This window comes from Qipengyuania sp. (genome assembly GCF_042095715.1).
GTDB lineage: Bacteria > Pseudomonadota > Alphaproteobacteria > Sphingomonadales > Sphingomonadaceae > Qipengyuania.
This window is the reverse complement of sequence record NZ_JBELMO010000045.1, coordinates 17,402-27,412: the sequence shown is the minus strand read 5'-3', so window position 1 is coordinate 27,412 and position 10,011 is coordinate 17,402. Positions and strand designations below refer to the sequence as shown.

The following is a 10,011-nucleotide window of genomic DNA, read 5'->3' as shown; positions in this document are numbered from 1 at the left end:
CGCGCCTGCTTTGGGAGCAGGATGTCGCAGGTTCGAATCCTGTCTCCCCGACCATTTTTGCCATAAGCTCGTGTGCTGAGAGCGGGACTTACCTTGGTTGCCCCAAAGTGAAAGAAAGAGCACGGTCGGAAGCAGCCAGATAATCCTGCTTTGATATCGATCCACCGGAGCCGAGAGGCCCCCGAAGATGGCTGCATTCAGTAGCAGCGCCAAAACGGAAAAAGCGACAACCACCATCCAGGAATAGGATATGCCGCGCCTTACCGCCGCGAGCGCTAGCAAGACGACGGCAAGGAACGTCGCGACGGGTACGATAGTATCGAAAGTCTGAAGGACATGGTCGTTCTCGGCTCTGGTGGCTAAATCTGTCGCACTATCGGCGAGTCCCCTTTCAAAGCTTGGATCTGGCGGCCAAAGCTCGCCTGTTCCCACAGACACAGTTTGCAAAAGAGCATTTCCAAACAAAGCGCGGATCTGAGCGAAAGGATATCGCTTGAATGCCTCCAAGAGGATTTCGCCTTCTTCGGCGCGGATCGCTTCGACTTGAGCGTCGTTTGCCAAGCGAAAACCGCTACTGCCCCAAAGAAAGCCGCCTACATTGTCCGGGATCGTCTCGGACAACTCGCAAATGGTATATTTATCGGATTCGCAGGCATCCTCGAGATACCATCGCGCCGGTCCGTCCTCCAGCGAACGCGCCAAGAGGATCGGGAGGCGAGCGGGAGCGATACTTTCCTCCCCCGTGCTTGCTTTGCCGCTGGCCACGTTGAACGCCACCGTCAAAACGACCGGGGCAAGGCACAGCGCGACAATCCAACCGGTCAGTGATTTCTCGAACCAACGCCAAGCGATGACGGCGATGCCGAGACCTGCTGCAAGAGGAATATTTCCATAATGGGCGAGCACCCCCGCCGTCGCCAGCCCGGCTAGGACCACTCGGTTTTTCGCATCTAATCCATCGACTTGCCGCAGCATCAGCAGGTAAAAGACGACGACAAGCCCAGCGAGCAGATCGGGCATCGCGTAGGACACGAACCACGGTAGGCTCGAAAGAACACCGATGGCGACGAGACCTACGACAAAACGCTTACGTCGGAATGCCGCCATTTCCGGGATAAGTGCGGCGGTCATGAAAAGAACGATCGTCGCCTGGATCAGACAGGTAATCCAGAGGCCGAGCGGCGACCCAGCCGTGACGTAGATATAGATCGAATAGGGAATGGAGCGAAGCTTCATCCCTTCCGTACCCGAGCCTAAGGGCGCGCGCTCCGCTTCCCCGCCAACCGCTTCGGTATGGGGGATTATCCTGTTTTCCAGCACGGCGAAAATCTTTTCGCCGAGCAGAAAATAACTGGTGGTATCGGAATAGACCAGAGGACCATTGGTAAGTGCCATCGGCCAGCTGAGAAGAATTGCCGCGACAAGCGACATCAGCAAACCTTTAAATGACCAGTACGGCGGCGGCGGTGGGGCCGTGACTGGCTTGACCCCTACCGTCCGTTTCCGCCATTGATTCAGTTTCACGTCCGACGTTCTTCGCGCAATGCCTTCGCATAGCCAGCAACCATGGCAAGCTGGCTAAGCCCTACGAGAACGGCCTGGGTCATTGGTCGCCGCAATCGCGCACGCAGGGGATAGGTGAGCATACCGAAATAAAAGCCGAAATTCTCAATTTTCGGGCGATCATCCTCGCGACGGTCCATTGTGGTATGCAGCTTGCGCGCGCCTCTTCCGTAATTGCTGTGCTGATTCCAGAAAGACGTTAACGAGAGGTCGTGCGCATGATCGACTACGGCACGAATTTCATACGCCAACCTCCCGCCGCTGGCCTTCCAGCGCAGACTGAAATCGCGGTCCTCTGAAGCGACCGCGAAATCGGTATCGAATCCGCCGATCGCCAGAAAATCCTCGCGGCGGCATACCATGTTGTTCGTCGTAAAGAAGGTCATCTCGCTGCCGTGAGAGTGGTAGTAATCGTACAAAAACGAGCATAACGATTGGCTGGCGGAGGAAAACACGTTGCCGGGTAGCGCATTTTCCACCCTACCGCCCACCAGCAATTGCGGCTCGCCTGCCTGCGCGGCCACGAGCTGCGTCACCCAGTCTGGACGAGGGCGGCAGTCGTCATCGGTAAAAACGAGGAGCTCCACATCTTCCGCCATTTTCGCCCCTGTGTTTCGAGCGGCTCCGGGGCCGGCATTACTCTGTTTGACCAGAGTGACCCAGTCATAAAGGTCGCAGATCGGCGAAAGATCCTGTGGACTTCCGTCATCGACAACGATCGTCCGATAAGGCCCTCCGTCTAGCTGCTCAAGATAGATGAGACATCGTCCGACCTTGTCCGGTCGGTTAAAGGTCGGCACGATGATTGCTAGCGACGGATGGTCCATCGAAACCTCGATGCTGGGCATTGCCACCTCCATCTGCTGGGCACTTTTGGAAATTCCAGGGTAGCTGACGTCGGAACGAATTTCAAAGAATAGTGTCCGATCCGCTCAGATTGAAACAATTCGGTCGTAAAGTCGCGACAAACTGGGCAAAATCTTCTACCGACAGCGTAATTCGAATTGAATTTCCCGGGGGCAACGTCGGCTAACATTTATTATTAGGGGCTTTCATGACGACGCAGGCAAAACGCGACGTAGTTATCATCGGGGGTGGTCCGGCGGGATTGACCGCGGGATACGAGCTGCTGAAGCGCTCGGATGAATATCGACCGCTCGTTTTCGAAGCAGGCGATATCGTCGGAGGTATTGCGCGCACAGAAAGCTATAAAGGGTATCGCTTCGACATCGGCGGACATCGCTTCTTCACCAAGGTCGGCGAAGTCGAGGCAATGTGGCGGGAAGTGTTGAAGGACGAATTCATCACCGTCCCGCGACAAAGCCGCATCTATTATCGTGAACGCTACTTCGACTACCCACTTCGGATCTTCAACGCGTTGTCCAATATCGGGGTCTACGAATCGGCGCGCATTCTCCTGAGTTATCTGAAGTGGCAGGTAAAGCCGCACAAGGTCGAAGACAGCTTGGAAGAATGGGTACAGAACCGTTTCGGTGGGCGGCTCTACATGCATTTCTTTCGCAGCTACACCGAAAAGGTTTGGGGAATACCGCCAACGCAAATTCGCGCCGACTGGGCGGCGCAACGGATCAAGAATCTGTCGCTGCTGAAAGCCGTTTGGAATGCCGTCTCCGGCTCGAACGACACCGCTAGCCTGATCGAGGAGTTCCAGTATCCGCGGCTTGGTCCGGGGCAGATGTGGGAATTGACTTCCGACCATATCGACGAAAATGGCGGAGCCGTGGAGAAGGGCATTCGCGCTATCCGAATCGTCCGCGATGGCAATCGCGTCACATCAGCGGAAATGCAGACGAAGGACGGAAATACGCGCCACGTCGAAGGCGACGAGTTCATCAATTCGATGGCACTGAAGGACCTGATTGAGGCGTTCGATCCGCCCCCTCCCCAGCCTGTGCGCGATGCCGCCGACAAGCTGAAGTATCGCGATTTCCTTATCGTTACATTGGTATTGGACAGCCCTGACCCCTTCCCCGACAACTGGATCTACGTCCACAGTCCGAACGTTAAGGTTGGCCGCATCCAGAACTTTCGCGCCTGGTCGCCCGACATGCTCCCTGATCCCGAAACTGCCTCCATCGGCATGGAATATTTCTGCCAGGAAGGCGACGGCCTTTGGACGATGTCGGACGAACAGCTGCGTGCGCTTGCGTCCAAGGAACTTGCGGAACTGGGCTTGGCGCGCGAGGATCAGGTCGTCGATGCGGCGATTATCCGGCAACCGAAAGCTTATCCGGTCTATGATGGCGAATATACAGATGCGCTCGGCACGATTTCCGAATGGATCGACGGGCTAGAGAATTTCCAGACGGTGGGGCGCAATGGCCTTCACCGATACAACAATCAGGATCACTCCATGCTCTCGGCAATGTTCGCAGCGCGCAATATCCTAGGTGAGGAGAACGATGTGTGGAACGTCAATGTCGAGCGCTCCTATCACGAGGAATTCGAATTGCCCGAGAAAGGCGACGCGCGCGAGAAAGTGTCGGCCTAGCGCACGCGCAGAATGACCCATGCATAGCCGAGGCACGCCGCTAGATAATGCACCCAGAGCAGTGGAATGGCAGTGATCGCTTCCCAAGCTCCGCGTTCGGTCAACATGGTCTTGAGAAAACTGCCATTGGCATAAGTCAGCAAGCCGAACGCCAAGATCAGCAACAGGGTGCCGGTTAAGGCGTTGGTTGCAAGCGCCATGAGTCCGAGCAGACTTGCCGCGACCGCGATGCCCGACAACCTTCCCTTGAGGCTGAGGTTGAGCGCATAGCTGGACGCTTCGCCGAGATCGGTCTGTAGCATCCGCGCCCATGGGATCGCGCGGTGAAACATGTCGGTATGGAACATGGTGCCGAGGCTCCAGCGTTTGAGGTGCTTGCCCTGTATGGTGGGGTCGAGCCGTATTCTGTGACCGCGAGCCGTCAGTTCGAGGCCGAGCTTGATATCCTCCATCATCGGCTGCTGCGCGTCGAATCCACCTGCTTGTTCGAAAGCCGACCGCCGCACTGCCCCGCAACCGGTCCAGAACGTTACGGCCTCGCCTGCGTTTTCAATATGGACGTGACGATGAAGCAGATTCCGGAACCGGCTAACGACGGTGTCTGCCGCAGGATCGTCGTCATATGAGCCGAAAACGGCGGCATGGTCTGGATGATCGCGAAAGAAATTCAGCACTTTAGCACGCGCATCCGAATGGACGACGACGTCGGCGTCGACAAAGTAGAGAGTGTCGGCATCGCTTGCCCGCGCGCCGACATTGCGCGCCTCCGCCGCGCCGGCATTTTTTGCGATGCACAGCGGTTCGATGCCGAGCGTTCGCGCGATTTCCGCTGTCCGGTCGGTCGATGCATCGTCCACCAGCACGATTTCGTGTGTGGAAAATCCCGCTTCGAGCAAACCGCTAACGCACTGAGCAATATAGGCTCTGGCATTGTGGGCTGGGACGATCACCGAAATGGAGAGTTCGCTCTGCTCACCCATTAAAGCGCGCCCGCAAAATCCGATGGAGGGGCAGTGGTAACAAACTCGCCATTACCGCCGCGGTGCGAATACGGGCGTGCCCATCCTGCGCTGCGAACGCTGGATCGGCGCGCCAGCACTCTGCCATCAGGGCGCGCGCATCCGCATATTCACCATTCTTGTAGGCGGCTGTTGCCCACACAAGTAGATTGCGCGCTTTTGCTGTCATGCCGATCATCGACGCGTCGATCTTCCCGCGGCGAAGGGCTGCGGCTCTTGCGGCCTCCCAACCCGCACGCATCCGGCGCCAGCTTCCGGTAATCTGCCCGGGTCGCATCCGGTAATCGATCAGCACTCGATGAAGCGCGGCAATTGCCTTTTCGCGACCTTCGGTGAGCCGGACCCAGTAATCCAGGTCGATGCAGGCGGGCAAGTCCGTATCGAAGAAGCCCGTTTCCCTTACACGTTGCGCTCTCACGACGACGCCGCTGCCGCTATGGATCGGGTTATCGAGGAGAAGGTCCGCTGCGCTATACCAATCTTTCGCAGCGTGCGACGTGACCCCGATCGGCGCTCCATTTTGATCGATATGGCGGCAAAGAGGAAAGACAAGATCGCAGTTTGTCGCGTCGATCTTCTCAATCAGCGCAGTCAGCGCACCGGGATGCAAGACGTCGTCGGCGTCGAGAAATCCGATCAAGCGCCCCTGGGCGCTGCGCAGCGCGGCATTGCGAGCAGAACCTGCGCCGCCCCGATCCTGACTGGTGATGACGCAGTTATGACCGCGCGTCTTGAACAGGTTTTCAAAGCGTCGAAGGATAGCAAGGGTGACATCCGTCGAACCATCGTCGATCAGCAGAACCTCGAAATTCGCCTCATTCTGTCCCAACAGGCTATCGAGGGTTTGAGACACATACCCTGCCACGTTATGGGCGGGAACAATGATGCTGATATCGACCATCCGCCCCCTTCATGCCGCAAGCGCGAACAAGTCGCAAAGGGGGCCTGGCGGAATCGCGCCACAAATACCGGATATTTACACCCGAGGCCCGCGATGAGGCAGGTCGAACCGCTGCGTATCGGCTTCGCAACTTACGATTTTCCTGTCTTGTCCGAACCCTTCGTCAGTACGCTGGCGATCGACATGGCAATGCGCGACCATGAAATATCGGTCATGACACTCAATCCGGAGCGGCGCGGCGTTTCGCAGACGATGCATGAGGAAGTCGAGCGAACCGGCATTGCCGACCTTGCGATCCACGCTGCACCGCGCACGCCATGGGGAAAGGCCATGGCGAAAACGCGGATGGGCCGTTTTGCCCTCCGTGCGCGGATGGCCCGGCATGCGGGGCCTTTCGACATAGTGCATTGCCATTTCGCGACGCTCGGCTTGCCGATGCTGTCATTACGCAAGAAGCGCTTTTTGAACACCCGAGCCCTCATCGTTCATTTTCGAGGGTACGACATTACGACATTCGTCGATGAGAACGGGAAAGACATTTATCGCGATCTCTTTGATAAAGCCGATCTGTTCATCGCCAATTGCGAGTATTTCAAGCAGCGCGCCGTGGCGCTGGGCTGCGATCCGGACAAGATCGAGGTTATCGGTTCGCCACTCGATGCCGAGCGATTCGTCCCCCCCAATGAGCGTCGCCCCTACCGGCAGCGTCCGCTGGAGGTGGTCGCGATCGGTCGGCTTGTCGCCAAGAAGGGGTTTGCCACCGCTATCGAAGCTGCTGCGATTGCTGGACGCCGCGGGCTCGACCTGCGCCTTACTATCCTGGGCGACGGGCCGCTGCGGCAGGAACTGCAAGCTCAAATTTGCGATCTCGGTTTGGAAGCCATCATTACCTTGAAGGGCCGGGCTACACAGCAGCAGATCGTGGAAGCATTGCATCGATCGGATATCGCGCTTGCGCCAAGTGTGCGCGATAATTCTGGCAATGAAGATGCGCCGGTCAACACGCTGAAAGAAGCGATGGCCACCGGCCTGCCGGTGGTGGCTACCCGGCATGGCGGCATTCCCGAATTGGTAAGACATGGTGAGAACGGATTGCTGGTGGAGGAATACGATGCTGCGGGCCTAGCCGGGGCGATCATCGATCTCGCCGAGCGCACGCAGGATTGGGCCGCGATGGGAGGGGCCGGTCGCGCCCGCGTTCTCGATATGTACGAGCGTGGTAAGGTATGCGACCGGACTCTTGCCGCTTACCACCGTGCCCTTTCATCCTGATGCTTGATCGAAAGACTGGCGCGGTACCCACCCGATAGTGTATCCGACATTGCAATGGAGACCTGAAAACGATGAACGAGACTGCCGAGCCGCTCGCCACCGTAATAGTCACCCAGCGCGAACGCTTCGGGATGACCGAGGAATCCCTCGACAGTTTGTACGATCATATCGGAAACAATGTGGATGTTGTGGTGGTCGACGGCAATTCGCCGCCCACCAAGAAAGCCTATCTCGAACGCACTGCCAAAGCGCGCGGCTTTACCCTGATCCGTCGGGAAACCTTCCTGACGCCCAATCAAGCGCGCAACCTGGGTGTCGCCGCAGCGAAGACGAAATACGTCGCTTTCGTCGATAACGACGTCATCTATTCCGGCGGCTGGCTCGAGAATCTGATCGCTTGCGCGGAAGAAACAGGTGCGGCCGTGGTCGCCCCTCTGACTTGCCATGGACTTCCCGCGCATAGCGAGATCCACCATGCTGGCGGAGATTACGCCCTTGGCGGCGAGATTGATGCGTTCATAGCGGCCAATGATGGCAGGAAACGCCCTTTCGACGAGGTTATGCACGGTCATGGCGACAAGGTCGACCAATGGCAGGGCAAGCTTTCCCGCAAGATAACCGGCATGTGCGAATTTCATTGCGTGCTGGTGCGAAAGGACGTGTTCGAGAAGACCGGGCCGCTCGACGAGGAACTGTTGTCTACCAAGGAACATATCGATTTTTCGATGTCGGTACGCCAAGCCGGTGAGGAGGTCTGGTTCGAGCCGTCGTCGGTCATCACTTATGTTTTTCCATGCCGGGCGCGGCCGCTCAATCGCGAAGACTGGCCGTTCTTCGCCTTGCGCTGGTCGAGCGCTTACGGTTCGCGGTCGCTGAAACATCTCATCGCGAAATGGCGTCTGCAAACCAAGCCCGACTACGTAGCCGAAAAAGAGCATATCTACGCTACGCGGCGGATGCAGGGCATCCTCATTCCAATGATGCGGCAGATTCCCCTCGTGGGACGCAATGCCCGCTTCGCCCGGGTCGCTGCTCGAGCATCGCAGCCGGTGGAGATGATGGTCAATCGCGCGATTGTGGGCTGGCACGACCGGCGGAGCTGAACCTTCAACCTTTGCGGGAGGGAAAAGGCAGGCGCAGGGTGATGGCGAAAGCCAAGGCGCGTTCCTTCCCATGGACGCTAAATTGCATCAATGTTCGCTCGAACCCATCGGGCCTGCCGGATAAGCGCCATAGCGCGAAGACGCTGGCGAAATAGACGAACATTCCCACCGCCACTTTATAAGCCAGCAGCGCCGCACTTTCAAACGAGGTCGTCAAGCGCTCAACGTCACCGGGCAAGGCGTCGATGCAAAGCACCATGAACCCAGAAGCGATGACGGCTCGCCAATTGTTCGAGACGATGCCGAATAACGGTTCGGACAACAGGTGCCGGATGAGAAACGCGTTAAGAACGACGCGCATGAGCGCAAGGAGCGCCATACCGATGGCTGCCCCCGCGAGCCCCCCCTCGGCGATCGTAAGCCACAGGACTGGGTAAGTCGCCAGTGCGATAACTAAAGAACGCCAGAAATTCGCCCGCAACTTCCCGAGTGAGATCGCGACGTTGCCAACTGGACCCGCTGCAACCTTAAACGCCATCGCTGGCGCCAGAATCTCAAGGACGATCACCGCGTCGAGCCAGTCGCGCCCGACTATCGTGCGGATCAGCTCGGCAGCCAAAATAGCGATCCCAGCTCCTGCCGGAAGTACGAAGCCACCTGTTACGCCCTGCGCCTTCCGAAATGCGCGCTGCATGGCAGAACGATCATTCTTAAGCGCCGAAAAACCCGGTAGAAGGGTGCGTCGCAAAGGCTCCAGCATTTCGTTCATGGGTATCGATTGCAAATCACGCGCGATAGTGAACACGCCAAGCGCGGCGGGCGTGGTCAGGATCCAAAGCATGATCCGCGGCGCCACGGTGTTCGCTTCGGCCGCAAAGCGTTCGGCCGCCAGCCAGCCACCGAAACCGACGAAATGCCGCCAATCCTTCGCGCCGATCCGCGGACGATAGGGCATGTGCCAATAAGAAACCAAGGACTGGAGCGCACTGGTCGATAGCGCGATTGTGACCAAAGCCCAGTAGTTGCGCAGCCACAAGGCGACTGCAATACCCAGCGCAGTCGAGATTGCCGCTGCGATAACATCGCGCACCACTTCGCGTCGAAAATCGAGATTGCGGCTGTATACGGCGAGCCCAGGATTGCGCAGCGCGTCGAGCAAAGGCATGAGCGCCAGAACGCGCAAGACTTCGTCCAGACTGGCGGAACCGAGAAGTCTCGCAAGCGGTCCGGAAAAGGCGAATAGGAGCACCGCGATCGCAAGGCCGCGCAGGAGTTGGATCGTGAAGACGGTATCGAGGTGCCTACGATCCAGATCTTGCCTCACAATAAGAGCGGCGCCGTCACGCGTGTCGAACACCGCCTGGATCAGGGTGACTACGGTGAATGCCAAGGCGATGAGCCCGTAATCGGCTGGCGTCAGCAACCGGGCCAGGATAACAAGGCTAACAAGCGTGCTAAGCCGCGTAAGCAAGCGACCGATTCCCAGCAGAACGGCGCCGGCGAAGGCCCGCTTGCCCAGATTGTCGTGCTGTCGTTCGAACTTCACGCCTTCGCCTCCGCATCGCGGCCATAACGAGCACTCCGCGGTTCGTCACTGAAGGCTTGATCGCTGCGCCTAAAAACGGTGCAAGGGGATCGATG

General features: G+C 58.0%; 7 protein-coding genes. 3 read left to right on the top strand and 4 right to left on the bottom strand.

Going from position 1 to position 10,011, the window contains the following annotated elements; all coding sequences use genetic code 11:
- Positions 1 to 1,520 precede the first annotated feature (1,520 nt).
- Positions 1,521 to 2,411, bottom strand: a complete 891-nt coding sequence (locus ACFDTG_RS11095; protein WP_375291108.1) for a glycosyltransferase family 2 protein — start codon at positions 2,409 to 2,411, stop codon at positions 1,521 to 1,523.
- A 206-nt stretch (positions 2,412 to 2,617) separates the two neighbouring features.
- Here ACFDTG_RS11095 and ACFDTG_RS11090 point away from each other — a divergent pair, with 206 nt between their 5' ends.
- Positions 2,618 to 4,075 (top strand): NAD(P)/FAD-dependent oxidoreductase, encoded by a 1,458-nt coding sequence (locus tag ACFDTG_RS11090; protein ID WP_375291107.1) that lies wholly within the window; start codon positions 2,618 to 2,620, stop codon positions 4,073 to 4,075.
- Here the strand turns inward: ACFDTG_RS11090 and ACFDTG_RS11085 are convergent.
- Positions 4,072 to 5,055 (bottom strand): glycosyltransferase family 2 protein, encoded by a 984-nt coding sequence (locus ACFDTG_RS11085; protein ID WP_375291106.1) that lies wholly within the window; start codon positions 5,053 to 5,055, stop codon positions 4,072 to 4,074. The two genes, ACFDTG_RS11090 and ACFDTG_RS11085, sit on opposite strands and share 4 nt — an antisense overlap.
- Positions 5,048 to 5,995 carry a glycosyltransferase family 2 protein gene (locus tag ACFDTG_RS11080; RefSeq protein WP_375291104.1) on the bottom strand — a complete coding sequence of 316 codons (948 nt, stop codon included), beginning with the start codon at positions 5,993 to 5,995 and terminating at the stop codon, positions 5,048 to 5,050. Before ACFDTG_RS11080 ends, ACFDTG_RS11085 begins: the two co-directional genes overlap by 8 nt.
- 93 nt (positions 5,996 to 6,088) lie before the next feature.
- Between ACFDTG_RS11080 and ACFDTG_RS11075 the strand changes: the two genes are divergently transcribed.
- Positions 6,089 to 7,267 (top strand): glycosyltransferase, encoded by a 1,179-nt coding sequence (locus ACFDTG_RS11075; RefSeq protein ID WP_375291103.1) that lies wholly within the window; start codon positions 6,089 to 6,091, stop codon positions 7,265 to 7,267.
- 71 nt (positions 7,268 to 7,338) lie between these two features.
- Complete coding sequence (locus tag ACFDTG_RS11070) at positions 7,339 to 8,370, top strand: glycosyltransferase family 2 protein (protein WP_375291102.1); 1,032 nt, start codon at positions 7,339 to 7,341, stop codon at positions 8,368 to 8,370.
- A 4-nt stretch (positions 8,371 to 8,374) separates the two neighbouring features.
- On the opposite strand, the gene ACFDTG_RS11065 is transcribed toward ACFDTG_RS11070, so the two are convergent.
- Positions 8,375 to 9,916: a lipopolysaccharide biosynthesis protein gene (locus ACFDTG_RS11065; protein ID WP_375291101.1), complete on the bottom strand. Its 1,542-nt coding sequence runs from the start codon at positions 9,914 to 9,916 to the stop codon at positions 8,375 to 8,377.
- Positions 9,917 to 10,011: the final 95 nt, after the last annotated feature.

What these genes read in the sequence shown, in the direction of transcription:
- ACFDTG_RS11090 (WP_375291107.1), top strand. Translation starts at nt 2,618, where the DNA reads ATGACGACGCAGGCAAAACGCGACGTAGTTATCATCGGGGGTGGTCCG.
- ACFDTG_RS11070 (WP_375291102.1), top strand. Translation starts at nt 7,339, where the DNA reads ATGAACGAGACTGCCGAGCCGCTCGCCACCGTAATAGTCACCCAGCGC.
- ACFDTG_RS11085 (WP_375291106.1), bottom strand. Translation starts at nt 5,055, where the DNA reads ATGGGTGAGCAGAGCGAACTCTCCATTTCGGTGATCGTCCCAGCCCAC.
- ACFDTG_RS11080 (WP_375291104.1), bottom strand. Translation starts at nt 5,995, where the DNA reads ATGGTCGATATCAGCATCATTGTTCCCGCCCATAACGTGGCAGGGTAT.
- ACFDTG_RS11075 (WP_375291103.1), top strand. Translation starts at nt 6,089, where the DNA reads ATGAGGCAGGTCGAACCGCTGCGTATCGGCTTCGCAACTTACGATTTT.
- ACFDTG_RS11095 (WP_375291108.1), bottom strand. Translation starts at nt 2,411, where the DNA reads ATGCCCAGCATCGAGGTTTCGATGGACCATCCGTCGCTAGCAATCATC.